The sequence below is a fragment of the Streptomyces sp. A0958 genome (assembly GCF_004795035.1).
Lineage (GTDB): Bacteria > Actinomycetota > Actinomycetes > Streptomycetales > Streptomycetaceae > Streptomyces.
The window spans coordinates 266824-293253 of sequence record NZ_SSBK01000005.1 but is presented as its reverse complement, the minus strand read 5'-3'; the positions used below and the strand labels follow the sequence as shown (position 1 = coordinate 293253).

The window sequence follows — 26430 nt, the reverse complement described above, 5'->3', positions numbered from 1 at the left end:
ATGACACGAACCGACCGCATCGCACAGCCCTGGGGCACCCGGACCCCGTACGGCCGGGGAGAGCCGTGGCCCGTACGGGTGGACACCCGGCTCGCCGACGGGGTCACACCGGACCAGGTCGAGCGCTGGGTCCAGTCGGCGGCAGTCCTGCACTCCAACGGGGACGGGCTCGACATCGCCGTGAAAGGCGGGCGGATCGTCGGGGTGCGGGGGCGCGCGCAGGACCGGGTCAACCATGGGCGGCTCGGCCCGAAGGACCTGTTCGGCTGGCAGGCGAACGGCTCCCCAGACCGGCTGACCCGGCCGCTGGTGCGCGAGGCCGGCCGGCTGGTGGAGAGCGACTGGGACACCGCGATGGACCGGGTGGTGCGCCGTACGCGGGAACTCATGGAGGAGCGCGGTCCGTCGTCGGTGGGCTTCTACACCTCGGGCCAGCTCTTCTCCGAGGAGTACTACACGCTCGCCCTGATCGCCCGGGGCGGCCTGGGCACCAACCACCTGGACGGCAACACCCGGCTGTGCACGTCGACGGCCGCCGAGGCGCTGAAGGAGTCGTTCGGCAGTGACGGGCAGCCGGGCTCGTACTCCGACATCGACCACGCGGACACCATCGCGCTGTTCGGCCACAACATGGCGGAGACCCAGACGGTCCTGTGGACGCGCGTGCTGGACCGGCTGGCCGGTCCGAACCCCCCTGCCGTCGTCTGCGTGGACCCGCGGCCGACCCCGGTGGCGAGGGCGGCCACCGTGCATCTCGCGCCGCGCCCCGGGACCAACGTCGCCCTGATGAACGGCCTGCTGCGGGAGATCGTGGCGAACGGCTGGACCGACCAGGGCTACATCGACCGCAACACCGTCGGCTTCGACGAGTTGAAGAAGGGCCTTGACGCCTACACGCCCGCACATGTGGCGGACATCTGCGGAGTACCCGCCGAACAGGTCCGGGAGGCCGCCCGCGTCCTGGGCACGGCCGAGCGGCTGCTGTCCACGGTTTTGCAGGGCTTCTACCAGTCGCACCAGGCCACCGCGGCGGCGGTGCAGGTCAACAACCTGCACCTGGTACGGGGCATGCTGGGGCGGCCGGGCTGCGGGGTCCTCCAGATGAACGGTCAGCCGACGGCGCAGAACACCCGCGAGTGCGGCGCCAACGGCGACATGCCGGGGTTCCGCAACTGGGAGAACGACGCCCACATGGCCGAGCTCGCCCGACTGTGGAACCTGGACCCGCTCCAGGTGCCGCACTACGGCCCGCCCACCCACGCCATGCAGATGTTCCGGTACGTGGAGGAGGGCTCCATCCGGATGCTGTGGGTCAGCGGCACCAATCCGGCGGTGTCGCTGCCGGAGCTCCGGCGCATCCGTTCGGTGCTCGCCCAGGAACGTCTGTTCCTCGTCGTCCAGGACGCCTTCCTCACCGAGACGGCGCAGCTCGCCGACGTGGTCCTGCCCGCGGCGATCTGGGGCGAGAAGACCGGCACCTTCACCAACGCGGACCGCACCGTGCACCTTTCGGAGAAGGCGGTCGAACCGCCCGGGGACGCCAGGCCCGACCTGGACATCTTCTGCGACTTCGCGCGCCGCCTCGGCCTGCGGGACAAGGACGGCGGCCCGCTGGTCCCGTGGAACGGCCCGGAGGCCGCGTTCGAGGGCTGGAAGGAGTGCAGCCGGGGCCGCCCCTGCGACTACACGGGCATCACGTACGCCAAACTCCGCGGCGGGAGCGGTATCCAGTGGCCTTGCAACGAGCGGCACCCCTACGGTACGGAGCGGCTGTACGCGGACGGTGCGTTCTGGAGCGGCGCCGATTACTGCGAGAGCTTCGGGCGCGACCTGATCACCGGGGCGCCGGTGGAGGAGAGCGAGTACCGGGCGCTGAACCCGTCGGCGAAGGCGGTCATCAAGGCCGCCGAGTACGTGACGCCGCACGAGCCGCCCGGCGGGGAGTATCCGTTCTCCCTGATCACCGGCCGGACGCTCTACCAGTTCCACACCCGGACCAAGACGGCGAGGGCCCCGCAGCTCCAGGCCGCCGCGCCCCAGGTATGGGTGGAGGTCTCCGCCGGCGACGCGGACTCGTACGGCATCGAGGAGGGCGATCTGGTGGAGGTCGCCACCGCGCGCGGCACGGTACGGGCCCAGGCACGCGTCAGCGGCATCCGGGACGGGGTGCTGTTCCTGCCGTTCCACTACGGCTACTGGGACACCGACGGCGGGTTCGCGCCCGAGGGCGACGGGCGCGCCGGGAACGAGCTGACGCCCACCGAGTGGGACCCGGTCTCCAAACAGCCGCTCTTCAAGACGGCCGCCGCCCGGCTGCGCCGCGTCGAGGCCACCGGCTCCCCCGCCCCCGCGCCCACCACCACCGCCTCCGCACCCGTCCCGGGCGCGGCCGTGCCCGCGACCACCGGCGGCGGTGCGGGCGAGGCGGACGAGCGGCTGCACGCGACACGCCCGGAGGAGATCCGATGAAGCTGGACGTGGTCCTCAAGGAGGTGCACGACGGGGAGAACGGCCTCGCCGTGCGGCTGATGCGGCTCTCCAGCGCCCATGCGACCGATCACGAGGTGCACCACGTCGCCCGCGACCTGGCCGCCTGGTCGCAGCAGCACGTACGAGAACTCGCGGACAGCGCCGCCGACCGCGGCATCGACCTCTCCGCGGAACCGAAGGAGGAGTCCGGGGCGGCGGCCTGGCTGCGGGAGAAGGGCGGCGAACTCGTCGGGCGGCGCCCCGAGCCGGGCCTGCTGCTCCTGCGGGACCTGCGCGACACCTGTCTGAAGGCGGCGGCCGTCTCCGTCGACTGGGAGCTGCTGGCCCAGACCGCCCAGGCGGCCCGGGATAAGGAGCTGCTGGACCTGACCGAGCGGTGCCACCCGCAGACGCTGCGCCAGCAGCGCTGGGCCAACGCGATGATCAAGGTGATCTCGCCCCAGGTCCTCATGGGCTGAACGGTCTGCGGAATCGGGCGCGGGGACGGGTGTGGCCGGGTGCGCATGCCCAGCGTCAGGAGGATCGTTCACGTGGGAGCACCCCCGGCGAAGGAGCCCTGCATGCCGAGCCTCGAATGGAAGACACCAGTGGGCGGTGCGCCCTGTTGGGTGAGTCTGGCGACACGCGATCTGCCGGCATCGCAGGACTTCTACGCCCAGGTCATGGGCTGGGAGTTCGACGAAAGCAGCCTCGGCGGCGACTTCGTCGTCGCCCGCGCGCACGGCGGTGCGGTCGCCGGGATCGGCTGCCCCGGCCCCGCGGGCCCGCCCCCGGCGTGGATTCCGTACTTCGCCGTACCGGGGGCCGACGAGACGGCCGACCGGATCAGGGAGCGGGGCGCCACGCTCGCCGTGGGGCCCCTCCCGCTGGGCGAGGGGCGGGCGGCGGTCGCGGCCGACCGGGAAGGTGCGGCGTTCGGCTTCTGGGAGGGCCCCGCGCCCGTCTGGTCCGACGGCCCGCGCGCACCGGCGCGCGTCGACCTCCGGTCCCGCCACGTCTTCGACGCGGCCATCTTCTACGCCGAGGTGTTCGGCTGGGCCGGACCGCACAGCCGGTGCGGCGTCGACTACGCACAGGAGCAGGTGCTCGTCCGGGCCGGCGGGCACACCGTGGTGACCCTGCGCGGCGGGGGCGTGGAGAACGACCCGGACCCGCGTGTCCGGACCCGCTGGGTCGTCGACTTCTTCGTGGAGGACAGCCGCAGGACGGCGGCCGCCGCCGTGGCCGCCGGGGGCGGGGCGACGCCCGCGGGCGGCCTCGCCGGGACGGCGTACGTGATCCGCGATCCCGAGGGCGCGCTGTTCACCGTCTCCGACCGCTGATCCGAGAACGGTCCGGCCAGGGCACGGGAGCCTGTGTGAGCAAGGACACCAGGGCCTGAACTCGTGTGCCGGAGCAGCGGGTTGGGGGATTGCGCGCATCTTGTGACGGCGGGAGGCGGGAGCGGGACTCCGGCCTCGGCTCGATGTTTGTGAAAATGAAGTGCGTCGACGGGCTGGAGTCCGTCCGCCCTCCCCCGCACCCCGAGGTATCACCGCGACGTCGTCGTGGAGTCCGACGCGTGCTGTTCGACCGCCCTCGTTGGAAATGTGCTCCTCCCGTGCCTCCTGCCGCCTCCGTTCCCGTCTCCGCCCGGAAACCGCGCCGCCGCGACAGCAGCAGCCCCTGGCGATGCCTCTCGGTACCCAGCATGCGCTGGTGGTCCGCCGCCAACCTGGTGTCCAACACCGGCGCGTGGATGCAGCTCACCGTGCAGAACCTGCTGGTCCTCCAGATCACCGGTTCGGCCGCGGCCACCGGGCTCTCGCTGGCCGTCCAGGCCGGCCCCGGCCTGCTGCTCGGCGTCTTCGGCGGCGCCGTCGTTGACCGCTGGCCCCTGAAGGTCACCGCTGCGGCCGGCCAGGCCGTCCTCGCCGCGATCGCCTTCTCGACGGCCGCCCTGATCGCGGCCGGGCTGCTGAACATGCCCGTCCTGCTGATCCTGGCGGCGGTCACCGGCATCGTGAACACGATCGACGGGCCCGCGACCGCGCTCCTGGGCAACGACCTCGTGCCCCGCACGGACGTGCCCTCGGCCATCGCCCTCGGTTCGATGGTGCACAGCGCCGGGCGGCTCGCAGGCACCGCGCTGGCCGCCGTGGCCGTCGGCACGCTCGGCACCGGCTCCGCCTACGTGGCCAACGGCATCTCCTTCCTCTTCGTCACCGCCGTGATCCCGTTCCTCCGGCCGTCCGGGGACGCGGCGCCGGCGCAACGGCCCGCCCCCGCGCAACGGTCCCGGGCGGCGGGCGGCGAGACCCGGGCCGGAATCGCCTACTTCCTGGGCCGCCCGGGTCTGGTCGCGCTGGCCGGGATCACCGCGGTGAGCTCGATCTTCGGCCGCAACTACCAGCTGACGCTCGCCGTCCTGGTCATCGGCCCGCTCCAGGCCGGCCAGAGCGACTTCGGCACCGTCTCCACCGTGCTGGCCGTCGGCGGCATCCTCGGCGCCGTTCTCGCCGGAAGGCTGCGGAACCCGACCGTGCGGCTGGTGGGGGTCCTGGCCGCCTGCGGAGGGCTCCTCCAGGTCGCGGCGGGCCTGGCCCCCGGACTCATGGTGCTCATCGCGCTGGTCATCCCGATGGCCGTGGTGGAGTCCGTATCGGACACGGCCGGATCGACCGTGCTCCAGACCGAGCCCGAGCCCGAGATGCGGGGCCGCGTGCTCGGAGTGTGGCGCAGCGCGAGCACCGGATGGCAGCTGGCCGGGCCGCCCCTGCTGGGGCTGCTGGTCGAGTTCGCCGGGGCTCGGGGCGCGCTGGTCTCCGGCGGCCTGCTGATCGCCGGGGTCATCCTCGGCGGAGGGCTGCGCCGCCGCGCCCCGGCCCGCCGGACGGCGCCCTTGCTGGCCCGGCCCGCACCGGCCCAGCCCGCACCGGCCCAGGTGCCGCTTCCCGCCCTGTCCTCGGTCTCCTGACCCGCGCGGCCTCGCAGGTTTGGGGCGGCCCTGGGCGGGAAAGAGCCAGGCGTGCTTCGGACAAGAGGCGCGCCCGTGGGAGCTCTGCTCCGGGTGCCGTCTGTCCGGCAGGCGCTCTCGCGGTGATCCGCCCAGGCGACGCCGAGGGAGTGAACATGATGGCCGGTACCCGACAGACAGCGTCCGAGAAGCGACAGGACATGCCGCCCGAGGAGGCCGCCTTCCAGCGGCTCCGGGCCCTTCCCGAGGGGCCGGAGCGGGACGAACTGCGCCGGGCCACCGTCTGTGCCTGGCTGCCCATGGCCCACCGGCTCGCATCGCGCTTCCGTGACCGCGGAGAACCCTTGGACGACCTGCGTCAGGTGGCGGCCATCGGCCTCGTCAAGGCGGTGGACCGCTACGACCCCGCGCGCGGCAAGGCTTTCGAGACGTACGCCGTGCCCACCGTGGTGGGCGAGCTGAAGCGCCATTTCCGCGACCACACCTGGGATCTCCACGTACCGCGCCGGGTCCAGGACCTGCGCAACCAGGTACGGGTGGCCCGCCGCGACCTCGCGCAGACGCTCGGGGGCCGGCTGCCGACCGAGGCGGAGATCGCGGACCGGACGGGGCTCGGCATCGAGGACGTCCGTGCGGGTCTGGAGGCCCTGGACAGCTACCGCACGCTCTCGCTGGACGCCGAGATGCCGAAGGCCGGCGACGGTTCCTGCCTCGCCGACACCCTGGGGCTGTGCGATCACGCCCTGGACGTCGCCGTCGACCGCGAGGCCGTCAAACCCGGGCTGCGTAGCCTGCCCGAACGCGAGCGCACCATCCTCTACCTGCGGTTCTTCCGCGACATGACGCAGGACCGGATCGCCGAGACCCTCGGCATCTCCCAGATGCACGTCTCCCGGCTGATCGCCCAGTGCTGCGAAGAGGTGCGCCGGCAGGCGCTCCAGGGCACCGGTCAGCCGACGTAACGCCAGGCGGTCCGGCTCCAGGGCACCGGTCAGCCGACGTAACGCCAGGCGGTCCGGCTCCGGGGCACCGGTCAGCCGACGTAGCGCCGGGCGGTCCCCTGGCGTTGGGCCCGTTCCAGGGCCGCCAGCCGGCGCTCGATGGCCGGGGGTACGGGGCTGCGCTGGCGCAGCACCCAGGGCAGGCCCCGCCCCGCGTGTGCGAAGGCGCGGAGGGACGCGCGGTCCCTCGGGACCGTGGCGAGCAGGTAGAGGGTGCGCCGCAGCGCGGAGCCCGCCGGGCGCCGCAGCCAGGTGAACCAGAGGGTGTTGCGCAGGCCCAGCACGCGGCGGTCGGTGCTGTCGCGTACGGGCGAGGCGGCGTGGTGGATCACCATCTCGGGGACGTACGCCAGCCACCACCCGGACCGCATCAGGTCGGTCGCCATCAGCTCCTCCTCACCGCCGAGCCAGATCCCGGGGTGGAAGCCGCCCGCCTCGCGGAACGCCTCGGTGCGCATCACGGTCGCCGCCGCCAGGAACGAGCCGATCGCGGGGCCGGGCAGCCAGGACGGGCCGGTGAGCGGCGAGTCGCGGAGTTCTGCCACCACGGGGTCGTCCTCGCCCCCGGGTTCGACGATGATCCTCGCGGTGACGGCCGCCAGCCGTTCGTGGGCGTCGAGCCGGTCGGCGGCGATGCGCAGGGCCCCGGGGTCCCACCAGGTGTCGTCGTCGCAGAACGCCACGTAGGGGGTACGGACCTGGCGTACGGCGAGGTTGCGGCCGACCGCGCCGAGGTTCTGGCCGGGGGTGAGCAGCCTGACGTCCGGGAAGTGCCGTGCGACCGCCTCGGCGGTGCCGTCCCGGGAGTCGTTGTCCGTCACGATGACGGCCGGCCGTTCGGGGAGTCGGCTGAGCGTCCGCAGCGTACGCAGGAGTTCGGAACAGCGGTCGCGCGTGATGATCACCACCGTGACGCGGGGGTCCGGGGCGGGCGGGGTGCCGGCGTTCATCGGCCGCCTCCGTCCGGCGGGGTGCTCTCCAGGAGCCTGATCCGGTCCTCGACCCACCGGGGCAGCTGCGAGCGCCGGCGCAGGGCGGCGGGGAGGCGGACCAGGGCCTGGCCCAGGGCTCGCCCGGCGCCGGGCCGGCCGCGCGCCCAGGCTCCCAGCAGCCGGGCGGTCTCCCTGAGCGCGACGGGTACGGGTCGCCGCAGCCAGGCCGTGAGCAGGGCGTTGCGGAGCACCGCGACCGTTCGGCCGGGCCGCTCCCCCGGGTCGGGGCTGTGGTGGGCGACGAGGGACGGTTCGTAGACGACGCCCCAGCCCGCGGCGGTGAGGTCGTAGGCGAGCAGGGTCTCCTCGGCGCCGAAGAAGAGGAGGCTGTGGTAGCCGCCCGCGTCCAGGAAGGCGGAGCGGCGGACCACCGCCGCGCAGCCGAGGAACCCGAGCACCGGTGTCCCGGGCAGGTCCGCGCGGCCGGGCAGGGGCGAGGCGGCGAGCACCCGGTTGAGGGCGTCCGGCTCCCCCGTGGGATGGACGACCGTCCGGGAGGCGAGCAGGCCCAGCTTCGGGTAGGTGTCGAAGAGGGCTTCGGCGGCCTTGAGTGCGCCCGGCTCCCACCAGGAGTCGTCGTCGCTGAACGCCACGTAGGGGGTGGTGGCCCGGTGTGCCGCGAGGTTGCGGCCCAGGGCGCCGGTGTTGCGGCCCGGCGAGAGCAGGCGCGCCCCGACCGGGTGGCGGCGGACCGCCTCGTCGGTGCCGTCCGTCGATCCGTTGTCCACCACGAGGACGGGCGGTTTCTCCGGGAGGGCCGCCAGCCGGTCCAAGGTCCTCAGCAGGCTGTCCCGGCGGTTGCGGGTGATGATCGCGACGGTGGTGCGGCCACCCCGCCCGGCCGGTTCGCGGGCGCGCTCAGACATGCCCGGCCACCTCCTTCGCGGGGTCGCCGTGTCGCAGGGCGGCCAGGGCGCCGCGCACCACCTCGTCGGTGCCGATCCGCAGGAGGAGGGGGTCCGGGGCGGTCGCGTGGGGGTCGCCGGGCGGGCCGGGGTGCCAGAGGGCGGTGTGGCGGGGGCCCGGGGGCGGGCCCCAGAGGGCGGGCGCGACCGGGCCGAACAGGGTCACCGACCGGGTGCCGTGTGCGACGGCGAGGTGGGCGGGCCCGGTGTCGCCGCTGACGAGGAGCGCGGCCCCGGCGACGAGTGCGGACAGGTCGTCGAAGGAGAGGGTGCCCGCGAGCACGTCGGCGGGGCCGAGGGCGGCGCGTTCGGCGACCTCGGCGCAGAGTTGCTGCTCGCCGGGGCCGCCGCTGACGACGACGCGGTGTCCGGTCTCCCGGAGCGCCGCCGCGACGGCCGCGTACCGGTCGGCGGGCCAGCGGCGGGCCGCCGCGTCCGCCCCGGGGTGGACGACGACGGCGCCCGGCGCCGGGGACGGCGCGGCGGGCGGCGGGATGCGTACCTCGGCGGGGTCGGCGGGGATGCCGTACGCGGTCAGGAACCGGCACCAGCGCAGGCGCTCGTGCTCGTCGTGCCGCCATCGGGGCGGGTCGGGGTGCGCGGCCTCCGGGCGGGCGAAGGAGAGCGTGCGGCCGGGACCGAGGGCGGCGAGGGCGTCGTGGCTCAGCGGTCCGTTGCCGTGCAGGTCGATGGCGAGGGCGGGCGGCGGGCCCGGCCAGTGGTCCAGGGACGGCACCTGCCGGCCGTTCTCGGGCGTGGCGAAGTGCACGTCGACGGCGCCGGCCGCCCGGACCGCCGGGGCCAGGCTGCCCGGTGCGGCGAGCACCGTCTCGTACTGCGGGAAGGCGCGTCGTACCGCGCGCAGCGCCGGCACCGCCGCCAGCAGGTCGCCCAGCCCCAGGGCGCGCAGCACCAGGACGGCGGGCCGGTCGCCCGAGGGGGCGGTGCGGGGCGTCGGCGGGTTCGTGGGCACCGGGCTCACCGCCGGGTGGGGGCCGAGGAGGGGGCGCCGGGCCGTCGGGCGGCGCGCTCCACGAGACGGGTGCTGGAGCGTCCGTCGAGATAGGGCAGCAGCACCACCTGGCCGCCCCAGCTCTCCACGAGGGCGGTCTCCGGCAGGTCGGTCAGGGCGTAGTCGCCGCCCTTGGCCCAGATGTCCGGCCGCAGTTCGTCCAGGAGCCGTTCCGGGGTGTCCTCGTCGAAGACGATGACGGCGTCCACGCAGTCGAGCGCCTCCAGGACGCGGGCGCGGTCGCCGGCGGGCACCACGGGGCGGCCGCCGCCCTTGCGGCGCCGGACCGACGTGTCGGAGTTGACGCAGACGACGAGACAGTCGCCGGCCCGGCGGGCGGCCTGGAGGAGTTCGACGTGCCCGGCGTGCAGCAGGTCGAAGCAGCCGCCCGCGGCGACGACGGTGCCGCCGCGTTCGCGGACGCGGCGGACGAGTGCGCGGGCGCCGCCGTCCGCACCGGGCGTCGGGGTGACGGGGCCGGCGTCCCGGAGCACCGCGTGGGCTCCGCCGTCGGACACGAAGCGGGCGGCGGCCTCGACGGCCTCGCGGACGGCGAGTTCGACCAGGTCGCCGTCGGCGAGCCGGCCGGCCACCGCGACGGCGAAGCTGTCTCCCGCGCCGCAGCAGTCGCCGCTCGCCCGCCAGGGTGCGGGCACAAGCAGCGGGGGGCCGCCCTGGGACAGCAGGGCGCCGTTCTCGCCGAGCGTCACGGCGACGGAGGCGATGCCCCACCGTTCCAGCAGCGTCCGGGCGTTGGCCGTGGCCGCGCGCAGGACGTCGCGGCGGTCCTGTGGCCGCGCGCGGCCCTCACCCTGGGACTTCGGGGCCGGCTGCCCGGCGAAGTGCCGTGCCTCCGGGGCGGCGGGGGTGGCCAGGCGGGTGCCCGGGACCGGCGGGCCGCCCGCGGGGTGCGGGTCCCAGACGACCGGGCCGCGGGCCGCCCGTGCGGTCAGGGCCTCGCGCAGGACGTCGGCGGTGCCGCGCCCGTAGTCGGCGACGAGCACCGCCCCGGCGTCCGCGAGCGCCCGTTCGGCACCGGGCGTGGAGCCGGCGGCCCGCCCGTCCCCCTCGTCGAGGCGCAGCAGGGGCCGCCCGTCCGCCATCAGCCGGGTCTTGCGGGACAGGGAGCCGCTGAGCGGGAGTTCCACGAGGTGCACGCGGTCCTTGAGCATGTCCCGTACAGCGTGGGACGCCTCGTCGTCGCCCAGGGCCGTGACGAAGGTGATCTCCCGGCCGCCGGCTGCCGCGAGGCACGCCGCCAGTGCGGCGCCGCCCGGCCTGGTGCGGCGCTCCACGTCGCCGACGACGGGTACGGGCGCGTCGGGGGCGAGGCGTTCGGCGCGGCCCGAGACATCGCGGTCGAGCAGCGAGTCGCCGACGATCACGAGGGGGGCGGGGCGCTTCATGAGGCGTCCTCCTCGGCCGGGGTTCCTTCGACGGCCGGCTTCCGCGTCGGCCGGGCGGCGCGTGCGGCGATCTCGCGGTCGAAGCTCTCGCAGATCATATGGACGGCGACCAGGTGGAGTTCCTGCACGGTCGCCGATGCGGCGGCCTCGACGCACAGCGCCTCGTCGCTCGCCGCGGCCAGCGGGTTGGGCTCGGGCCCGGTCAGGGACCAGACGGGCATACCGATGCGCATGGCCTCCGTCGCGGCCTCCAGCAGGTTGGCGCTGGCACCGCTGGTGGACAGGAGCATGAGGATGTCGCCGGGCCTGCCGTGGGCGCAGGTCTGCCGGGCGAAGACCTCGTGGACGCCGTAGTCGTTGGCGATGGCGGTCGTCGACGAGGTGTCGGCGTGCAGGGAGAGCGCCGAGTAGGCGGGGCGGTCGTCGCGGTAGCGGCCGACGAGTTCGGCGGTCAGGTGCTGGGCCTGGGCGGCGCTTCCGCCGTTGCCGGCGACGAGCAGGCGGCCGCCGTCGGACAGGACGGCGGCCAGGGTCTTGCCCCATCGTTCCGTCACGCCGGCGGCGCGGCGGAAGGCGGGGAGGGCTCGTGCGAGGTCGTCGCAGTGCTGGCCGGGGGCGATCAGCTTCATCGTGCCACCTCCGAGGGCTGGGGGGTGCGGACGAGTTCGGCGTAGACGCGGGAGACTCCGTCGGTCACCTCGTCCCAGGTGAACCGGGCGAGCGCGTGCGCGCGTCCGGCGGCGCCGTAGCGGGCGCGTCGGGCGGGGTCGTCGAGCAGGCCGCGGATCGTGGCGGCGAGGTCGTAGCCCTCCTCGTCGGCGGCCGGCACCAGGGTCCCGGTCACGCCGTCGACGACGGTGTCCAGCTGGCCTCCGACGGCCGTGGCCACCACCGGTGTGCCGCAGGCCATCGCCTCGACGGGGACGATGCCGAACGGTTCGTAGCGGGGCAGGGACAGGAGCAGGTCCGCGCTGGACATGAGGTGCGGCATCAGCTCCTGCGGTACGCAGCCCAGCAGCCGGACCCGCTCGGCCACCCCGTACTCGGCGGCGACCTTGCGCAGGCGTTCGGCTTCCGGGTCGGCGAACAGGAGCGGGGCGTCCGGTCCGCCGGCGATGAGCAGTTCGGCGTCCGGGACGCCGGCGAGGGCCTTGATCGCGCGGTCGAAGCCCTTGCGGGGGACGAGCCTGCCGACGGACAGCAGCCGGCGCGGGGAGCCGGGCGCCCGGTCGGCGAGGGGCACCGGGGCGAAGTGCTCCGTGTCGACTCCGCAGGGCACGACGGTGATCCTGGACCGGGGGAGGCCCATGGCGGTGAGTTCGCCCAGTTCGTCGGCGCAGGTGGCGATGATCCGGTGGGCCTCGCGGCCGATCCGTGTCTCGATGTCGACGCGCCCGGGCGGGCTGGTGTCCTCGCTGCCCTGGTGGCGCCGCTTCACCGTGCCGAGGGCGTGGTACGTCTGGATGACGGGGATGCCCGCGTCCCCGGCCCCGGTGAGGGCGGCCATGCCGGACATCCAGAAGTGCGCGTGGACGACGTCGGGGCGGGTGAGCCGCCAGAGCCGGGCCAGGTAGGCCCCGAACTCCGGCATACAGGCCAGCAGTTCGTCCTTCGGTACGGCGGTCGGCGGGCCGGCCGGCACATGGACGACCTTCACGCCCTGCTCGGTCCGCACCAGGGTCGGCAGGTCGGGCCGGTCGCGGCGGGTGTAGACGGTGACGTCGTGTCCCCGTCGGGCCAGGCATCCGGCCAACTGGGCCACGTACACGTTCTGTCCACCGGCGTCGGGGCCGCCCAGGTCGGCGAGGGGGCTCGCGTGCTCGGACACCAGGGCGATCCGTGCGGGTCGCGGCAGGGGCTGCGTCATCGCGTGACCTCTTTCATGAGTCGATCCCAGTCGTCCAGAAACCGCTGGACCCCGTACCTGGCACGGGCCGCCTCACGTGCCCGGCGGCCGGTGTGCTCGGCGTGGGCGGGGTCCGCGACGAAGTGGCGCAGGGCGTCGGTGAGTACGTCGGGCCGGTTGGAGACGACTCCGGCGCCGGGTGGCACCGCTTCGTGCACCTCCGTGGTCCCGAGGGCGACCACGGGCATGCCGAGGAACATCGCCTCCAGCAGGGAGAGTCCGAGCGAGGTCCACCGCACCGGGTGCAGGTAGACGCGGCGGCGGGCCATGGCCCGGTGGAGTTCGTCCTGCGGGAGGTCGAAGGTGCGGCACCGTTCCTCGGTCAGGCCGAGGTGCGGTGCCAGCCCCTGCGTCCGCATGCCGAAGACGTCCAGGGGTACGGCGCCGGCGAAGGTGGGCAGCAGGTCGGTGCCGGTGGTACGGCCGCGTCGCACCGGTTCGTTGACGACGACGGCGGCCCGGGGTTCGGTGCCCGTCCACAGGGGGCCGGGGTCCACGATGCCGTGTTCGATGACGCTGGTGGGGGCGCGGCCGCTGTCCCACATCAGGCGGTTGAAGTGGGTGACGTGCACGACGGGGATGTCCGACCGCTCGGCGAGCGGGTGCCGGGTGTCCACGGGGGTTTCGTGCGGGCTGTTGTGTTCGACGTACACGGCGGGGATGTCCTGCCCCGGGCGCCTGCCGGTCCAGGCGTGGGTGAGTTCGACCTCGTGCGGGCGTTGCAGGACGACGAGGTCGATCTCGGCGTCGCGCAGTTCGTCCGGGCCGATTTCCCGCACGGACGAGGGCCAGGTCCACGTCCGGGCACGGCCGAGGCCGTCGGGCCCCCGGTCGGGGGTCACCGGCACCAGGTAGGTGTGCGGCCCCTGGACGAAGGAGGTCAGCCACGAACCGTGGACGTGCCAGATGAGGATGTTCACGAGCTCTCCTTCCGGAGCTTGTGCACCGCGCTCACCACGTCGTGCGCGGTGATGCCGCCCAGACAGGGGTGGCCCGGCACCGGGCAGTGGCGGGCCCTGCTGTCGGCGCACGGGGCGCGCTGGTCGCCGAGCAGCACGACGGGGACGCCGAAGGGCGCCCAGCGCGAGGCGGGTACGACGGGGGCGAAGAGCGAGACGACCGGGGTTCCCACGGCGGCCGCGAGATGGGCGGGGCCGGTGTTGCCGCTGACGACGACGTCGGCGTGGCGCAGGACCCCGGCCAGCGTCCGGGGGCTGGTACGCCCTCCGAGGTCGACGGCCACCTCGCCGCTGACCTGGTGGGTGAGTTCGGTCTCGGCCGGTCCTCCGGTGACGACGACGCGGTGCCCGGCGTCGGCCAGCTGCTGGACCGCTTCGGCGTGGCGGCCCGGCTCCCAGGCCCTGGCCGGGGCGCTCGCCCCCGGGTGGACGACGACGTAGGGGCCGTTGCCGGTGAGCGCGGCGGTGTCGGGCGGCGGCAGCACGCGCAGCCGTCCGTCGTCGCCGGCGGGGAGGGCGAAGCCCATGGCCACGGCCACGTCGAGCGCCGCCTCGGCCTCGTGCCGGCCGGGGAGCCGGTGATGGCGTACGTCGAGCAGCCGGCCGGGGTGATCGACGCTGTCGGCCCCGAGCCGGGCCACCCCGGCCATGCGCAGCAGCAGTGCGGCGGGCAGCGGGCTCTGGTGGAAGGAGGTCAGCACGAGCCCGGTGTCGAAGGCGCGCTCCCGCAGCGTGGCGATCAGGCCGGTGACGTCCGCCTCGTCCACGGGTGGTGGGTGGGTGCCCTCCCAGGGCGCCTGCCAGACGAGGACGTCGTCCACGCCCGGGAGCATGCGGGCGGCGGGTTCGCCCAGCGGTCCGCAGACCATGGTGACGTGCGTGGCCTGCGCGGCGACCGCCCGCACGGCGGGCCCGGCGAGCAGCACGTCACCGAAGCTGTCGAGTCGTACGACGAGGGCCTTCATACGGGCCGCCCTTCCGTGCGGGCGGCCGTCGCGGCCGGTCCGGGGCGGGCCAGGAGGCGGCGGACGGCGGTGAGGACGTCGGCCGCCGGGTCGGTCTCCGCCCGTGTCTCCTCGGGCCGGGTCTGCGCGTTGGGGACGAGGATGCCTTCGGCGCCGGCCGCGCGGGCGGCGAGCACATCGGCCGCGATGTCACCGATGACGACGCAGTCGGCGGGGCGTACGGCCAGCCGCCGGGCGGCCTCGGTCACCAGACCCGGCCGGGGTTTGCGGCACGGGCATTCCTCGTCGGGGTGGTGCGGGCAGTACACCCAGACGTCCAAGGGGCCGGTCAGTTCGTCCACCCGGGCGTTGACCCGGCGCACGTCCTCGTGGGTGAGCAGGCCCCGGCCGATGCCGGACTGGTTGCTGACGACGCCGGTCGGGATGCCGGCGTCGCGCAGGAGCCGTACGGCGTCGGCGGCGCCGGGCACCGGCCTGACCCGGGCCGGGTCGGCGTTGTACGGGACGTCGTGCACGAGTGTTCCGTCCCGGTCGAAGAGCACGGCGGCCGGCCGGGTGAGCGGCGGTCCGTCGGGCGCGGCCGTTCGGCAGGGCTGAGGGTTCACGCGGTTCCTCCCCAGGCGGCGGCGCGGCGGTGACGTATCGCGCCGATGCCCCGGTGCAGTGCCGCGAGCGGCGGGATGACCGCACTGGTGCCGATCATGGTGGCGACCTCCGTGCCGGTACGGGGACCGGGCGCGATGCGGGCCCAGGTGAACTCCGCGGTGCCGGCGGCCCACAGGGCTCCCGCCACCGCTGCCGCGCGGCGGTGTCCGGTCAGGGCCAGTACGGCGGCGGTGAGTCCGGTGGCGGTGACGGCGAGGTGGCCGCGCAGCCGGCCCCGGGGGGCGTCGGCCCTGGTCCACCAGTCCGGTCCGTGGATGCGGTTCATCAGGGCGTCGTCCGCGTTGCCGCGCTGGGTGCGCACGGAGACCCAGCGGTCGGCGGGGCGCACGGGGTGCAGGGTCGAGCGCGTGCCCCTGCCGAGGGTCCAGCCGCCGTTCATCAGGCGCAGGGCGAGGTCGGCGTCCTCCCGGAAGGCCCGGAGGAACCGTTCGTCGAACCCTCCGGCCCGGCGCACCGTCTCCGTGCGGTAGGCCATGTCCGCGGTGGCCCAGGCCGCCTCCTCCAGGCCCGCGGTGCAGCGCTCCCAGTCGGTGGGCCTGCGGTCGTCGGGCAGCGGGACCGTGAGCCGGCCCTGCACTCCGGCGGTGCCCGGTCCGGCCTGGGCGAGGTCGTGGGCCAGCAGGGCTCCCCATCCGGGGCGCACCTGGACGTCGTCGTCCAGGAAGACGACCCAGGGTGTCGCCACGTGGCGCAGTCCGGCGTTGCGGGCGGCGGCGGGGCCGCGGCCGCCCGTGGCCAGTACGGTGAGCCGGTCCGCGAGTGGGCCCGCCCCCGTGAGGTCGAGGGGCGCGTCGGCGTCGCGGCGGTCGTCGACGACGAAGACCTCCCGGGGCGGCGGGACGGCCGCTTCGGCGAGGGCCCGCAGGCAGGCGTCGAGGCAGCGGCGGCCGATGGTGGGGATGACCACGGAGTAGGGGTCGGCGGCCGGCGCGTCCTGCGCTCCGTGCGGCGCGGCGGTCGTCACGCGGCTCTCCTGGTCCCCGGCCGTCATGTGAACGCCTTCGAACGGCGGACGAGGAAGGGGCCGATGGCCAGCAGGTCGACGGGGGCCGAGCCGAAGCATTCGAGCGCTTCGCGCGGGTGGTCGACCATGGGCCTGCCGGCGGTGTTGAGGCTGGTGTTGACGACGACCGGAAGGCCGGTGCGTTCCTCGAACGCGGTGAGCATCCGGGCGACCAACGGTTCCGTCGCGGCGTCCACGGTCTGGATGCGGGCGGTCCCGTCGACGTGGACGACGGCCGGGATGCGGGACTTCCACTCCTCGGCGACCTCGTGGACGAACAGCATGTACGGGCTGGGCATCTTGCCGTCGAAGAGTTCGGTGGCGCGTTCCGCGAGCACCATGGGGGCGACGGGCCGGAACTCCTCGCGCCCCTTGACCGCGTTCAGCCGCTCCAGGTTCTCGGCCCGTCCCGGGTGGGCCAGGAGGGAACGGTGGCCGAGCGCCCGGGGGCCGAACTCGCTGCGTCCCTGGAACCAGGCGACGATGCCGTCCTGCGCCAGTTCCTCCGCGACGGCGGCGGCGACGTCCTCGGGTTCCTCGTAGGGCAGCGCCGCCGTCTCCAGCACGCGGCGCAGCTCCTCGTCGCTCCAGCCCCGGCCGAGGGCGGCGGTGGTCATCGGGCGGACCGGGCCGTGTTCGGCCGAGACGTGCAGGGCGGCGCCCAGGGCGGTGCCCGCGTCACCGGCGGCCGGCTGGACCCAGATGTCGTCGAAGGGCCCTTCCCGGTGGAGCCGCGCGTTGGCGACACAGTTCAGGGCCACTCCCCCGGCGAGCGCCAGGCGCGGCGCGCCGGTGCGTTCGTGGAGCCAGGAGGCCAGCTGGAGGACGGCCTCCTCCAGGCACCGCTGGGCGCTGGCCGCGAGGTCGGCGTGCTGCTCGCTGTACGGGCCGTCCGGCCGGCGCGCCGGGGCGAATTCGCCCCAGGGGACGCCGGAGGCGCGGAATCCTCCGCCGCCGGTGTCGTGGACGTGTTCGGCGAGCCGCTGGGCGAAGACGGGCTGCCCGTACGAGGCGAGGGCCATCACCTTGAACTCGTCGCTGCTGCGCAGGAATCCGAGGTGCTCGGTCAGTTCCTCGTAGAAGAGGCCCAGCGATTCGGGCAGCGGCTGCGTGTTCAGGATCTCCAGAGCGCCGCCCTTGTAGTGTCCGGCGAGTTGCGAGGCGCACTCCCCGCGCCCGTCGAGCACCAGCACCGCGCAGTCGTCGCCCAGTGGGGCGGCGAGTCCGGCGGACGCGGCGTGCGCCACATGGTGGGCGACGAAGCGGACCTTGGCCGGGTCGAGTCCGGGCAGCGCTTCGGCGAGGAATTCGGGGGCGCGCCGGGCGTAGGTCTGGCGCAGCTCGTCCCAGGGGTCGTCGAGGCCCATCTGCTCGGCGGGGCGGGCGAGTTCGGGGTCGTAGGAGTAGGCGACCACGTCCAGGTCGGCGGGTTCGAGGCCGGCCGTCTCCAGGCACCAGCGGGCGGAGAGTTCGGGCAGCTCCCAGGCGGAGAACGGCAGTGGCCGCTTCCCGTGCTTGCGCCTGCTGAACCGCTCCTCCTCGGTGGCCGCGACGGTTTTGCCGTCGATGACCAGGGCTGCGGACGGGTCGTGGAACAGGGCGTTGATTCCGAGCACGCGCATGCGCTGGCTCCTTCAGAAAGTGCGGGCCGTTGCGTCGGCCGGTGTGCCGGGGTGCGAGGCGAAGAACGCGATGGTGCGTTCCAGCCCTTCTTCCCAGGACACGCGTGGTTCCCAGCCGAACATCTCCCGCACCAGGGTGGTGTCGGGGCGCCGCCGCTCGGGGTCGTCGACGGGCCGGTCGACGTAGTCGATCCGGCTGGCCGAGCTGGTCAGTTTGACGATCCGGCGGGCGATCTCCCGTACGGTCGTCTCGTCGCTGCCGCCGATGTTGACCGGCCGCACGGATTTGCTCGCGGCGACGCTCAGTACGCCGTCGAGGGTGTCGTCGACGTAGCACAGGGACCTGGTCTGGCTGCCGTCACCTGCGACGGTGAGGGGCTCCCCGGCCAGTGCCTGGCAGATGAAGGTGGGAACGGCCCGTCCGTCGTGGGCCCGCATGCGGGGACCGTAGGTGTTGAACAGCCGCACGATTCCCGCGTTCGTTCCCTTGGCCGCGTTGTGGGCGGTCACCAACGCCTCGGAGAACCGCTTCGACTCGTCGTACACACTGCGTGGTCCGACCGGGTTCACATTGCCCCAGTAGTCCTCCCGCTGCGGGTGCACCAAGGGGTCTCCGTAGACCTCGGAGGTCGAGGCGAGCAGCAGGCGCGCTCCGTCCCGGGCGGCGATTTCCAGCATGTTGCGCGTTCCGAGACTGCCGACGTCCAGGGTCTCCAGCGGCATTCTCAGATAGTCGACGGGCGAGGCGGGGCACGCGAAATGGAGCACGAGATCGTAGGGGCCGCGCAATTCCCGTACGCAGGACGGGTCGGAGATGTCGAGGCGGACGAATCGGAATCCGTCCTTTCCTTCGAGGTGGGCGATGTTCTCCGTCGCTCCGGAGGCGAGGTTGTCGGCGCAGTCGACCACCACTCCCCCAGCCAGCAGGCGTTCACACAAATGCGAACCGAGGAATCCGGCGCCGCCTGTCACCAAGGCACGCTGCCAGGGGAACCGCTCGGGCTCAGAGGACGCCATGTGCCCCTTCTCCTTTCAGAGAACTCGCTGTTCCGAAAAGCGCGCTCACGAAGTCGCCGCATGCGCGGACGAATGGCGGGAACGCACCGGCCGACCGGGCCGGTCGTCTCTCCGTGGCACGGCAGGCAAGCTGCCCCGCGGAAATCTCCGCCCTTCGTCATCGCCGCTTCCGACGACACCGAGCCGCGTTCCCTGTCACTCGCTTCTCACACACGAATCCTGCCGGAGTAACTCGCCCGCGCATCTCCGGGACTACCGTTGGAATGAATCAAGGAACAGGAGACGACCATGGGCCAGAGCCTGGCCGGCGTTCTCGACCCACTTCTCCGTCCCCGCAGCGCGACCGGTCGTGTGCTGGTCACCGGGTGGTTCAGCTTCCCGGACGGCGAGGTGACCGCCGGTGACGTCCTCGCCGAACAGGCGGTGTCCGACGCGTTGGGCCGGTTGGGTGTCGCGCACGACTCCGCCTGGAGTCCGCACTTCGCGCCGGGCGCGCTGACCCTGGAGGCCGCGCCGCCGGAGCGGTACGAGCAGGTGATCTTCGTCTGCGGTCCGGTGCACGGCCCGCAGATCACCCGCCTGCACGAGCGTTACGCGTCGTGCAGGCGGACCGCGATCGGGGTGAGTGTGATCGACGGGGACGCCGCGGCGGTGCGGGGGTTCCACCGGATCGTGGCGCGCGACGCACCCGGGGCGGAGCCCTTCGCCGACCTGGCCCTTTCCGCCCGCCCCCGGCCGGACAAGCCCGTGGTCGGTGTGGCGCTCACCCACGGCCAGGGCGAGTACGCGGACCGCCGCGCCCACGACCGGGTCGCCGAGACCCTGTACGCCTGGCTGCCGACGAAGGACTGCGCCCGGGTGACGGCGGAAACGCGGCTGGCCCACGACGACTGGCGGCTGTGCCGCACCGCCGACCAGTTCCTCTCGCTCGTCGGCCGGCTGGACCTCGTGGTCACCGACCGCCTGCACGGGATGGCCCTGGCGCTGAGCATGGGGGTACCGGCCCTGGTGGTGGACCCGGTGCGCGGCGGGGCCAAGGTGTCGGCGCAGGCGAGGGTGTTGCGCTGGCCCGCGGTGATCCCGTGCGAGGCGCTGTCCGGGCGGGCGCTCGACCGGTGGTGGACGTGGTGCCTGTCCGCCGCCGGCCGGGCGTCCGCCGGACGCCGGCGCTCACTCGTACGCCACCGGGCGGCGGGGTGAGCGCGTCGGTTCGGCCGGCCGAACGGCCGGACCACCAGCGTGTTCACGTCCACGCCGCGTGGCTGGGAGATCGCCCGGACGAGCGTGTCGACCAGCTGCCCGGCGGAGATCATCGGGCCTGCCGCTTCCGCGCCGCCCGGGCGCTCGTCCCAGAACGGCGTCAGTACCCGGCCCGGCGCGATCAGGGTCGTCCCCACGCCGTACCCGGTCGTCAGCATGCGGACGTTCTCGGCGAGGCCGGTCACCGCGAACTTCGTCATCGAGTAGAGGTTGCCCGCCGTGTTCTTGTACCCGGCGACGCTCCCGATCAGCGCGATCCGGCCCTGCGTCTCCTTCAGCGCCGGGAGCGCCGCCCGTACCAGCAGGGCGGGGCCCAGCACGTTGGTCGGCACCATGCCCCGCCACTTCTCGGGGTCGCCGGTCTCGACGTGGGCGTCGGCCGAGTACCCGGCGTTGGCGATGGCATGGTCCAGCCGGCCGAACGTGCGTACGGTCTCCTCGACGGCCGCCGACACATGGCCCCAGTCCGCCGCGTCCCCTTCGAGAGTCAGCAGCCGGTCGCCCGTGCCCGCGTCGGCCGCGGCGTCGGCCGGCACGGCCGGCTTCTTCGCGCTGCGCCCGGTCGCGCGACCCGGTGGCCGAGACCGAGCAGGCGGTGCACGCTCTGGGTGAAGCTTCCCCTTGATCGTGGACACCTGGAGACTGGGATCTTGAGGTTCCAGAGGAAGTAGCACCAGGTGGGAAGCAAATACACGAAGCGGTACACCGAGGAGTTAAAGCGGGACGCGATCGCGCTCGTCGACTCCTCGGGCAAGACGGTCACCGCCGTCGCCCGGGAGCTGGGCATCAGCTCCGAGTCCCTGCGCGGCTGGTACCGCCGGGCCAAAGCCGACCGGGGTGAGGGCGCCCCGGGCGAGCTGACCAGCGCCGAACGCGACGAACTGCGCCGGCTACGCAAGGAGAACCGCGAGCAGCAGCAGACGATCGAGATCCTGAAAAAAGCGACGGCCTTCTTCGTGAAGGAGATCGACCGGTGACCGCGTTGTACCAGTTGATCCACGCGGAGAAGGCGAACTATCCGGTCACGATGCTGTGCCGGGTGCTGCACGTGACCCGCTCCTCCTACTACGCCTGGCGCGCGGGCGAGGCCACCCGCCAGGCCCGCCAAGCGGCCGACGACGCGCTCGCGCACGAGATCACCGTGCTGCATATCGCTTCCCGCAAGGCCTACGGCGTCCCGCGCATCCACGCCGAGCTGCGGCGTCTGGGGCGGCGAGTGAATCGCAAGCGCATCGCCCGCGTCATGCGTGAGCGCGACATCCGCGGCGTCACCCGCCGTAAGCGGCGCTCGCTGACCCGGCCGGATTCGAAGGCGAAGCCGGCCCCGGACCTGGTCGGCCGGGACTTCCACGCCGAGCACCCCGGCACCAAGCTGGTCGGCGACATCACCTACCTCCCGACGGCCGAGGGTTGGCTCTACCTCGCCTGCTGGCTAGACCTGGCCACGCGCGAGGTCGTCGGCTACGCGATGGCCGACCACCACCGCGCCGAGCTCGTCGTGGACGCACTCGATATGGCCCACGGCCGAGGCGGTCTGGAGCCCGGATGCGTGGTCCACAGTGATCGCGGAAGCGAGTACACCTCGGCACAATTCCGCGCCCAAACAATAGAGTTGGGGCTACGGCAGAGCTGTGGACGCACCGGTTCGTGTTTCGATAACGCCGCAGCAGAGAGTTTTTGGGCTCTACTCAAGGAAGAGATCGGAACCCGGACTGGCCCGACCGGGCCACCGCCCGCGCCGAAGTCTTCAACTTCATCGAGACCTTCTACAACCGCCGCCGCCTGCGCAAGCACAAGATCTTCGGCTACCTCACCCCGGCCGAGACCAGGCAGCGGCATCGACACGCCCTCGCGGCCTAACGGACGAGTGTCCAGGATCACGGGGAAACTTCATTTCGGACCCCCTCCCCAACACCTGGACAGCACCGCTGGACGGACTGCACGGGCCCGTACGGCACCTGCGCCGCGACGCCGCGATCCGCCTGGTCCAGATGGCCCGTGGCGGCCCACGAGCCAGTGCCGGCCGCTACCTCGGCATCCCGCCCGGGCCCCTGCATGCCACCACGCTCAAGGTCCGCACCTGGCAGAAGGTGCCGGGCAACGCCGAGGCGTATCAGGAAGCGCTCCGACAGGTCGCCGAAATCGCTGTCTCAGAAGGCCGCCGTGGACCTTGAGGGTTGGCCAAAGCCTCACCGCACAGCGGCCACTGGGGCGAACGCCCCAGCACCCGCACCCTCAGCATCTACGCGAACGGATCCTGAGCAACAGAGTTGGCCGTCGGAGCCGTCTATGGCCCACCGTCCCAGCGACGGTCGAGGCCTGGACCTGATGAAGAATCGATCGACGGCCCTGCGTTCGAAGGGCGAGCATGCGTGGCTGCGCCACGCTGAGCGGAGGTGCCGTGGGATCTCCAGAGACGCCGACATCGACTTCACGTTCACGCACCCGACCACCGCACGCTCGATCGTGGATGCCCTAACCGCGGTGGGCTGGTCGGTGGAGGACCCTGTCGGGGGTGTCACCCACATGATCAACGACGCGGATGACATGTACGAATGGGCCACCAGCGCCCCCAAAGACATCAATGAGGTGCTGGTGCGCCTGGACGCGCCCGGCAATCTGCCGTACACCGTGGCCATCAACGTCTACCACCCGCAAGCCGGGACCGGCGGGATGTTCATGCTGATGCCCGGCCGCAAGGAAGTCTTCTTCTCGCCCAGCATCGACCGCCGGCATATCCCGGCGGCGCCCGCGTTCACCGACCTCGCCTGGTACCTGCACGCCCTCGTACCGGCCCTCGTCACGACGGGGCTCGAAGGGTACGAAGCTAAAGAGATCAAGTACTGAGCAGCGCGACCGGGCCTCAATTAAGCCGCCCACGCTGTGCATCGAAGGTGTCCAACAGTGCCAGGTACGGCGCACGCTCACACTCAGTGTCCTGTCGCACTGAAGTTTGAGTGGCGGCGGGAGTCAGTCGTGGGCGGCGCCGGTGACACGGTGATCGGCGTGAGTGGATGAAGCGTTGTTGGGCAACGCATTGCGTACGCCGTAGCCCGGGAAGCGTGGGCACCTCAGGCGTTCGCGTTGGCAGAGGGCGCGGCACCCGCTGCGATCTAGAGCCGACCCCTCACCGTGATCGAAAATTCCAGTTTCGAAAACTTGATTTTCGCTTCATGGGGTGGCTACAGTTCTGGAGTCAGCTAGGAATGGGATCGGGAGCAGCGATGACTGAGGCACCTGTGGCGTCGCGCCGGCGCAAGCTCACCCCGGAGCGGGAGCGTGAGCTGCTGTTCGTGACGGCTCAGCTTGTCGGCGAGGTCGGTTATGAGCAGGTGACCATGGCTGCGGTCGCGCAGCGGGCGAAGTGCAGTACGGCGACGCTCTACCGGCAGTGGGAGAGCAAGCCGCGTCTGGTGATTTCGGCGTGGAAGGCTCTCAGCGCGGAGTCCGGGGAGGATTTGTCCAGCATCGATACCGGCAGTCTTCGCGGCGATCTGATGGAGGTCGCGCGGTACCTGGTGGCCGATGATCTGGCCAATGAGCCCTTCACCTCGTTGCCGGCGGCGATCGTCCAGGACGAGGGCCTCATGGACATCGTGCGCGAGATCCTGATCCATCCGATCCTGCGGGATCTTGCCCAGCTGTTTGAGCGTGCGGTCGCAAGGGGCGAGATCAGGGCCGGAAACCCGGTCATTGACCTGGCGGACCAGATCCTGCTGGGCCCGTGGCTCGCACAGAAAATCGTTCACGGGACCGAGGCGACCCAGGAGCTGATGGAAGCCGTTGTCGAGCTGGTGCTCCTGCCGGCTCTCACCGCGCAGCCCGCCACCGCCTGACCCAACCCAGCCCCCACCACCTTCCGGCCGCACCTTCCCGTGCTGCCGGCGACCCCGCACGTCCCTGACGACGGCCCGGAGCCGCTCGCCTCCCTCCGCATGCCCTCATCGGGGCCCCGCCTGCCACAGGCCGGGCTCAGGGCACCGCACGTCCGAAAACACCTTCGACCCGGAGCGTTTCCCTCATGGCCACCTTCCTTCACAAGATCGGCAGGGCCGCGTTCAAGCGGCGCTGGCTGATCGTCCTCCTCTGGGCGCTCATCCTGGGCGCCGTAGGTATCGGCGCCTCCAGCAGTTCGGGCCCCGCCAGCTCCAGCATCACCCTGCCCGGCACCGAGGCCCAGCGCGCCTTCGACCTCCTGGGAGAGAAGTTCCCCGCGGCCAACGCCGGCGGAGCCACCGCCCGTGTCGTGCTGCGCGCACCCGACGACGAGAAGATCAGCACCCCGGAGAACAAGGCCGCTCTCGAAGCGACTCTGGCCGGCATCAAAGACTCCTCTTCCCGCATCGGACAGATCAGCGACCCCTTCACTTCCAAGGCGGTGAGCGCGGACGGCACCACCGCCTACGCCCAGGTCACCTACACCGCCACGGATGCCGACCTCACCGACGGCGACCACACCGGCCTGGACAAGGCCCTGGAATCGGGCCGCGACCAGGGGCTGACCGTGGAAGCCTCCGGCAACGCGCTGGCCGCCCCCGAGGAAAGCCACACTGCCGAAGCCATCGGCTTCGCCCTGGCAGCCGTCATCCTCCTCATCACCTTCGGCTCCCTGATCGCCGCAGGCCTGCCCCTGCTCACCGCGCTCGTCGGAGTCGGGGTGAGCATGGCCGCCATCACCGCGCTCAGCGGCCCGCTCGACCTCAACAGCAACGCCTCGGCCCTCGCCACGATGCTCGGCATCGCCGTCGGCATCGACTACGCCCTGTTCATCGTCTCCCGCTACCGCTCGGAGCGCGCCGACGGTTACGACGCCCGGGAGGCCGCCGCCCGCGCGAACGGCACAGCGGGTTCCGCCGTCGTCTTCGCCGGGCTGACCGTCGTCATCGCCCTCGCGGGCCTCGCGGTGGTGAACCTGCCCATCCTGACCGCGATGGGCCTGGCCGCCGCTGGTGCCGTCGTCATCGCGGTCCTCGTCGCCACCACCCTGGTTCCCGCCCTCCTCGGCTTCGCCGGTGAACGCGTCCGCGGCAAGAAGCGTAAGAAGCCTGCCGCCGTGGCCGACCCTGCCAAGCCCGCCAAGCCGGGCCTGGGGCAGCGCTGGATCTCCTACGTTCTGCGCAAGCCGGCCCAGATGCTCCTCCTGGCCGTGGTCGCTCTCGGCGTAGTCGCCCTTCCGGCCACCCAGCTCGAACTCGGGCTGCCGGACGATGGCTCCAAGGCCACCTCGTCCACCCAGCGCAAGGCGTACGACATGCTGTCGGAGTCCTTCGGACCCGGTTTCAACGGTCCTCTCACCGTGACCGTCGACGACCAGGACCCGGCCGTCGCCCGCGACAGCGCCGGAGCCCTGGGCAAGTCCCTCTCCGGTCTTCCGGACGTGGCCGGGGTGACGCCGGCCGCCTTCAACGAGAGCGGCGACACCGCGATCATCACGGTCATCCCCAAGAGTGCACCGGGCAGCGACGCCACCAAGGACCTCGTTACCGACATCCGCAGTCTGGCCGGTGACCTCCAGTCCGACACCGGTGCCCGCTCCCTCGTGACAGGCACCACAGCCCTCAACATCGACATCTCCGACAAGTTCAGCGCCGCGATCGTGCCCTACCTCGCCCTCGTCGTCGGCCTGGCCGTCCTCGTGTTGATCCTCGTCTTCCGGTCCATCCTGGTCCCACTCAAGGCGGCCCTCGGGTTCCTGCTCTCTGTACTAGCCTCCCTCGGAGCCCTGGTCGCAGTCTTCCAGTGGGGCTGGCTGAAGGACCTCATCGGCCTGGAACAGACCGGCCCCGTCATGAGCCTGATGCCCGTCCTCATGGTCGGCATCGTGTTCGGCCTGGCCATGGACTACCAGGTCTTCCTGGTGACCCGCATGCGCGAGGCGTACGTCCACGGCGCCGACGCCCGCACCGCCGTCGAGACGGGCTTCAAGCACAGCGCCACCGTCGTCACCTCCGCCGCCCTCATCATGATCAGCGTCTTCGCCGGTTTCGTCGGCTCCCACGACGCCATGATCAAGTCGCTCGGATTCGGCCTCGCCATCGCCGTCGTCTTCGACGCGTTCGTCGTCCGCATGACGATCATCCCGGCGGCCCTCGCCCTCCTCGGCAAGCGCGCCTGGTCCCTGCCCGCCTGGATCGACCGCATCCTGCCCAACGTCGACATCGAAGGCGAAAAACTCACCAAGCAGACCCCCGACACCCCCACCGTCCGCGAACCCAGCTACGCCGGCTTCACGGACCACAACCACTGACACCGCCCCACGGGCCCGCGGCC

25 protein-coding genes and 1 pseudogene are annotated in these 26430 nt (G+C 72.8%); 12 read left to right on the top strand and 14 right to left on the bottom strand.

From position 1 onward, the window contains the following. From E6P78_RS08110 to E6P78_RS08090, 5 genes are all read left to right on the top strand, one after another. A complete protein-coding gene (locus E6P78_RS08110) occupies positions 1-2469 on the top strand; it encodes a nitrate reductase (protein WP_136202823.1) in 2469 nt (822 codons plus the stop codon). Next, the gene (locus E6P78_RS08105) at positions 2466-2948 is read left to right on the top strand and encodes a hypothetical protein (protein WP_136202822.1); all 483 of its coding nucleotides are present in this window, start codon (positions 2466-2468) and stop codon (positions 2946-2948) included. Before E6P78_RS08110 ends, E6P78_RS08105 begins: the two co-directional genes overlap by 4 nt. 102 nt (positions 2949-3050) lie before the next feature. Next, positions 3051-3812, top strand: a complete 762-nt coding sequence (locus E6P78_RS08100) for a VOC family protein (protein WP_136202821.1) — start codon at positions 3051-3053, stop codon at positions 3810-3812. A gap of 278 nt (positions 3813-4090) precedes the next feature. After that, positions 4091-5446 carry an MFS transporter gene (locus E6P78_RS08095; RefSeq protein ID WP_240799102.1) on the top strand — a complete coding sequence of 452 codons (1356 nt, stop codon included), beginning with the start codon at positions 4091-4093 and terminating at the stop codon, positions 5444-5446. A 158-nt stretch (positions 5447-5604) separates the two neighbouring features. After that, the gene (locus E6P78_RS08090; RefSeq protein ID WP_136202819.1) at positions 5605-6408 is read left to right on the top strand and encodes a SigB/SigF/SigG family RNA polymerase sigma factor; all 804 of its coding nucleotides are present in this window, start codon (positions 5605-5607) and stop codon (positions 6406-6408) included. A gap of 71 nt (positions 6409-6479) precedes the next feature. Here the strand turns inward: E6P78_RS08090 and E6P78_RS08085 are convergent, their stop codons facing one another. From E6P78_RS08085 to E6P78_RS08030, 12 genes are read right to left on the bottom strand one after another with little or no spacing between them, the layout of a single operon-like run. Then, positions 6480-7397 (bottom strand): glycosyltransferase, encoded by a 918-nt coding sequence (locus E6P78_RS08085; protein ID WP_136202818.1) that lies wholly within the window; start codon positions 7395-7397, stop codon positions 6480-6482. After that, on the bottom strand, positions 7394-8305 hold the full coding sequence (locus E6P78_RS08080) for a glycosyltransferase (protein ID WP_136202817.1): 912 nt from the start codon (positions 8303-8305) through the stop codon (positions 7394-7396). Before E6P78_RS08080 ends, E6P78_RS08085 begins: the two co-directional genes overlap by 4 nt. Then, complete coding sequence (locus tag E6P78_RS08075; RefSeq protein ID WP_136202816.1) at positions 8298-9317, bottom strand: glycosyltransferase family 9 protein; 1020 nt, start codon at positions 9315-9317, stop codon at positions 8298-8300. The genes E6P78_RS08080 and E6P78_RS08075 overlap by 8 nt, the downstream gene beginning before the upstream one ends. A 5-nt stretch (positions 9318-9322) precedes the next feature. After that, positions 9323-10762 (bottom strand): D-glycero-beta-D-manno-heptose 1-phosphate adenylyltransferase, encoded by a 1440-nt coding sequence (gene rfaE2 / locus E6P78_RS08070; protein ID WP_136202815.1) that lies wholly within the window; start codon positions 10760-10762, stop codon positions 9323-9325. Continuing rightward, positions 10759-11391, bottom strand: coding sequence for an SIS domain-containing protein (locus E6P78_RS08065; RefSeq protein ID WP_136202814.1), 633 nt, complete (start codon positions 11389-11391; stop codon positions 10759-10761). Before E6P78_RS08065 ends, rfaE2 begins: the two co-directional genes overlap by 4 nt. Continuing rightward, on the bottom strand, positions 11388-12629 hold the full coding sequence (locus E6P78_RS08060) for a glycosyltransferase (protein ID WP_136202813.1): 1242 nt from the start codon (positions 12627-12629) through the stop codon (positions 11388-11390). The genes E6P78_RS08065 and E6P78_RS08060 overlap by 4 nt, the downstream gene beginning before the upstream one ends. Continuing rightward, complete coding sequence (locus E6P78_RS08055; RefSeq protein WP_136202812.1) at positions 12626-13588, bottom strand: glycosyltransferase; 963 nt, start codon at positions 13586-13588, stop codon at positions 12626-12628. Before E6P78_RS08055 ends, E6P78_RS08060 begins: the two co-directional genes overlap by 4 nt. Next, complete coding sequence (locus E6P78_RS08050) at positions 13585-14592, bottom strand: glycosyltransferase family 9 protein (RefSeq protein ID WP_136202811.1); 1008 nt, start codon at positions 14590-14592, stop codon at positions 13585-13587. Before E6P78_RS08050 ends, E6P78_RS08055 begins: the two co-directional genes overlap by 4 nt. After that, positions 14589-15197 (bottom strand): HAD family hydrolase, encoded by a 609-nt coding sequence (locus E6P78_RS33025; RefSeq protein ID WP_206307752.1) that lies wholly within the window; start codon positions 15195-15197, stop codon positions 14589-14591. Before E6P78_RS33025 ends, E6P78_RS08050 begins: the two co-directional genes overlap by 4 nt. Further along, complete coding sequence (locus E6P78_RS33020) at positions 15194-16222, bottom strand: glycosyltransferase (protein ID WP_240799101.1); 1029 nt, start codon at positions 16220-16222, stop codon at positions 15194-15196. The genes E6P78_RS33025 and E6P78_RS33020 overlap by 4 nt, the downstream gene beginning before the upstream one ends. Positions 16223-16245: 23 nt before the next feature. Continuing rightward, the gene (locus E6P78_RS08035; RefSeq protein ID WP_136202809.1) at positions 16246-17883 is read right to left on the bottom strand and encodes a carbamoyltransferase C-terminal domain-containing protein; all 1638 of its coding nucleotides are present in this window, start codon (positions 17881-17883) and stop codon (positions 16246-16248) included. A gap of 12 nt (positions 17884-17895) precedes the next feature. Further along, positions 17896-18900 (bottom strand): NAD-dependent epimerase/dehydratase family protein, encoded by a 1005-nt coding sequence (locus E6P78_RS08030; protein ID WP_136202808.1) that lies wholly within the window; start codon positions 18898-18900, stop codon positions 17896-17898. A gap of 288 nt (positions 18901-19188) precedes the next feature. Here E6P78_RS08030 and E6P78_RS08025 point away from each other — a divergent pair, with 288 nt between their 5' ends. Together E6P78_RS08025 and E6P78_RS33295 are read left to right on the top strand one after the other, a co-directional pair. Next, positions 19189-20100 carry a polysaccharide pyruvyl transferase family protein gene (locus E6P78_RS08025; RefSeq protein ID WP_136202807.1) on the top strand — a complete coding sequence of 304 codons (912 nt, stop codon included), beginning with the start codon at positions 19189-19191 and terminating at the stop codon, positions 20098-20100. 39 nt (positions 20101-20139) lie between these two features. Further along, the gene (locus tag E6P78_RS33295) at positions 20140-20367 is read left to right on the top strand and encodes a hypothetical protein (protein ID WP_240799100.1); all 228 of its coding nucleotides are present in this window, start codon (positions 20140-20142) and stop codon (positions 20365-20367) included. Here the strand turns inward: E6P78_RS33295 and E6P78_RS33290 are convergent. Next, positions 20292-20696, bottom strand: a pseudogene (locus E6P78_RS33290) (SDR family oxidoreductase); the annotation flags it as partial. The gene E6P78_RS33295 and the pseudogene E6P78_RS33290 overlap by 76 nt on opposite strands. Positions 20697-20837: 141 nt before the next feature. On the opposite strand from E6P78_RS33290, the gene E6P78_RS08015 reads away from it, so the two are divergent. Further along, entirely contained in the window at positions 20838-21137 is a 300-nt protein-coding gene (locus E6P78_RS08015) for a transposase (RefSeq protein ID WP_136202806.1), read from the top strand. A 455-nt stretch (positions 21138-21592) separates the two neighbouring features. Here E6P78_RS08015 and E6P78_RS33830 read toward each other — a convergent pair whose 3' ends face one another. After that, a complete protein-coding gene (locus E6P78_RS33830) occupies positions 21593-21718 on the bottom strand; it encodes a hypothetical protein (RefSeq protein ID WP_276607211.1) in 126 nt (41 codons plus the stop codon). Between the two features lie 119 nt (positions 21719-21837). On the opposite strand from E6P78_RS33830, the gene E6P78_RS33285 reads away from it, so the two are divergent. The 4 genes from E6P78_RS33285 (at position 21838) to E6P78_RS07995 (ending at position 26407) form a co-directional block, all read left to right on the top strand. Beyond that, positions 21838-22020 (top strand): hypothetical protein, encoded by a 183-nt coding sequence (locus tag E6P78_RS33285; RefSeq protein WP_240799099.1) that lies wholly within the window; start codon positions 21838-21840, stop codon positions 22018-22020. A 429-nt stretch (positions 22021-22449) separates the two neighbouring features. Then, positions 22450-23007: a hypothetical protein gene (locus tag E6P78_RS08005; RefSeq protein ID WP_168712576.1), complete on the top strand. Its 558-nt coding sequence runs from the start codon at positions 22450-22452 to the stop codon at positions 23005-23007. 377 nt (positions 23008-23384) lie between these two features. Then, on the top strand, positions 23385-23996 hold the full coding sequence (locus E6P78_RS08000) for a TetR/AcrR family transcriptional regulator (RefSeq protein WP_136202803.1): 612 nt from the start codon (positions 23385-23387) through the stop codon (positions 23994-23996). A 185-nt stretch (positions 23997-24181) separates the two neighbouring features. After that, complete coding sequence (locus E6P78_RS07995) at positions 24182-26407, top strand: MMPL family transporter (RefSeq protein ID WP_136202802.1); 2226 nt, start codon at positions 24182-24184, stop codon at positions 26405-26407. Positions 26408-26430: the final 23 nt, after the last annotated feature.

What these genes read in the sequence shown, in the direction of transcription:
- E6P78_RS08050 (WP_136202811.1), bottom strand. Translation starts at nt 14,592, where the DNA reads ATGAAGGCCCTCGTCGTACGACTCGACAGCTTCGGTGACGTGCTGCTC.
- E6P78_RS08000 (WP_136202803.1), top strand. Translation starts at nt 23,385, where the DNA reads ATGACTGAGGCACCTGTGGCGTCGCGCCGGCGCAAGCTCACCCCGGAG.
- E6P78_RS08080 (WP_136202817.1), bottom strand. Translation starts at nt 8,305, where the DNA reads ATGTCTGAGCGCGCCCGCGAACCGGCCGGGCGGGGTGGCCGCACCACC.
- rfaE2 (WP_136202815.1), bottom strand. Translation starts at nt 10,762, where the DNA reads ATGAAGCGCCCCGCCCCCCTCGTGATCGTCGGCGACTCGCTGCTCGAC.
- E6P78_RS08025 (WP_136202807.1), top strand. Translation starts at nt 19,189, where the DNA reads ATGGGCCAGAGCCTGGCCGGCGTTCTCGACCCACTTCTCCGTCCCCGC.
- E6P78_RS08085 (WP_136202818.1), bottom strand. Translation starts at nt 7,397, where the DNA reads ATGAACGCCGGCACCCCGCCCGCCCCGGACCCCCGCGTCACGGTGGTG.
- E6P78_RS08005 (WP_168712576.1), top strand. Translation starts at nt 22,450, where the DNA reads ATGGCCCACCGTCCCAGCGACGGTCGAGGCCTGGACCTGATGAAGAAT.
- E6P78_RS08030 (WP_136202808.1), bottom strand. Translation starts at nt 18,900, where the DNA reads ATGGCGTCCTCTGAGCCCGAGCGGTTCCCCTGGCAGCGTGCCTTGGTG.
- E6P78_RS08105 (WP_136202822.1), top strand. Translation starts at nt 2,466, where the DNA reads ATGAAGCTGGACGTGGTCCTCAAGGAGGTGCACGACGGGGAGAACGGC.
- E6P78_RS08100 (WP_136202821.1), top strand. Translation starts at nt 3,051, where the DNA reads ATGCCGAGCCTCGAATGGAAGACACCAGTGGGCGGTGCGCCCTGTTGG.
- E6P78_RS08090 (WP_136202819.1), top strand. Translation starts at nt 5,605, where the DNA reads ATGGCCGGTACCCGACAGACAGCGTCCGAGAAGCGACAGGACATGCCG.
- E6P78_RS08060 (WP_136202813.1), bottom strand. Translation starts at nt 12,629, where the DNA reads ATGACGCAGCCCCTGCCGCGACCCGCACGGATCGCCCTGGTGTCCGAG.
- E6P78_RS08065 (WP_136202814.1), bottom strand. Translation starts at nt 11,391, where the DNA reads ATGAAGCTGATCGCCCCCGGCCAGCACTGCGACGACCTCGCACGAGCC.
- E6P78_RS07995 (WP_136202802.1), top strand. Translation starts at nt 24,182, where the DNA reads ATGGCCACCTTCCTTCACAAGATCGGCAGGGCCGCGTTCAAGCGGCGC.
- E6P78_RS08110 (WP_136202823.1), top strand. Translation starts at nt 1, where the DNA reads ATGACACGAACCGACCGCATCGCACAGCCCTGGGGCACCCGGACCCCG.
- E6P78_RS08035 (WP_136202809.1), bottom strand. Translation starts at nt 17,883, where the DNA reads ATGCGCGTGCTCGGAATCAACGCCCTGTTCCACGACCCGTCCGCAGCC.